The sequence below is a fragment of the Mesorhizobium sp. M4A.F.Ca.ET.090.04.2.1 genome, assembly GCF_003999085.1.
Classification (GTDB): Bacteria; Pseudomonadota; Alphaproteobacteria; order Rhizobiales; family Rhizobiaceae; genus Mesorhizobium.
Window position 1 is genome coordinate 1 of record NZ_RZOT01000945.1, and the last position, 891, is coordinate 891.

Genomic DNA, 891 nt, shown 5'->3' on the forward strand with positions numbered 1-891 from the left:
TGTTCCCGACCGGCAGGAACAGCCGGTCGTCGCCGGCATAGTGGATTTCCAGGCAGTCATGCGGCGCACCGACCGCCTCGATCGTGCGCAGGCCGACGAAGCGGCCGATGCCGTGGTCGGTATGGACGACGATATCGCCAGACGACAGCGACGAGGCTTCGGCGATAAAGTCTGATGCGCGCTTCTTGCGCTTGGAGCGCCGGATCAGCCGGTCGCCGAGGATGTCCTGCTCAGCAACGACGACCAGTCTCTCGGTCTCGAAGCCGGATTCGAGCGGCAGCACGGCAAGGCCCGCCTGCCCCGGCTCCAACTTTTCCGCCTCGGCAAGCGTCGCCACCGGCTTCAAATTGCCAAGATGATGCTCGGCCAGGATCTGGCCGAGCCGGTCGAGCGAGCCTTCGGTCCAGCCGGCGATGACGACGCGGCGGCGCGCTGCGCGCTCGTCGGCGATGTGCTTCACCACGACATCGAAGACGTTGGTGTTGGGATCGGCGCGTTCCTCGGCGAAGCTGCGGCCATGCCGCGCACCGGCATGGAAAACCTTTTTGCCCCCCACATCGGGCGCATCGAAGACGGTGAAGTCGATGTCTTCGCGCGGGCCGAGAGACGCCTTGAGATTCTCCGGCGAGAGATAAAGCAGGTCCGGCGCCACCGGCTTGTAGGGCACCGCCTCCTTCAACGCACCGTCGGCCTGCTTGCGGCGCGCTTCGTAGTGATCAAGGATCAGCGTGTGGCGTTCGGCCAGCGCCTCATGCGCCAGATGGTCGAAGACCACGGGCACGTCGGGCAGGTAGTCGAACACCGTCTCCAGCCGCTCGTAGAAGAACGGCAGCCAGTGCTCCATGCCGGCAAAGCGCCGCCCTTCGCTGACCGCGGCATAGAGCCCGTCAT

1 protein-coding gene is annotated in these 891 nt (G+C 65.7%); it reads right to left on the bottom strand.

Going from position 1 to position 891, the window contains the following annotated elements; all coding sequences use genetic code 11:
* Positions 1 to 891: CarD family transcriptional regulator (locus EN781_RS33365; protein WP_281034424.1), on the bottom strand; the 891-nt coding region annotated here is incomplete at both ends.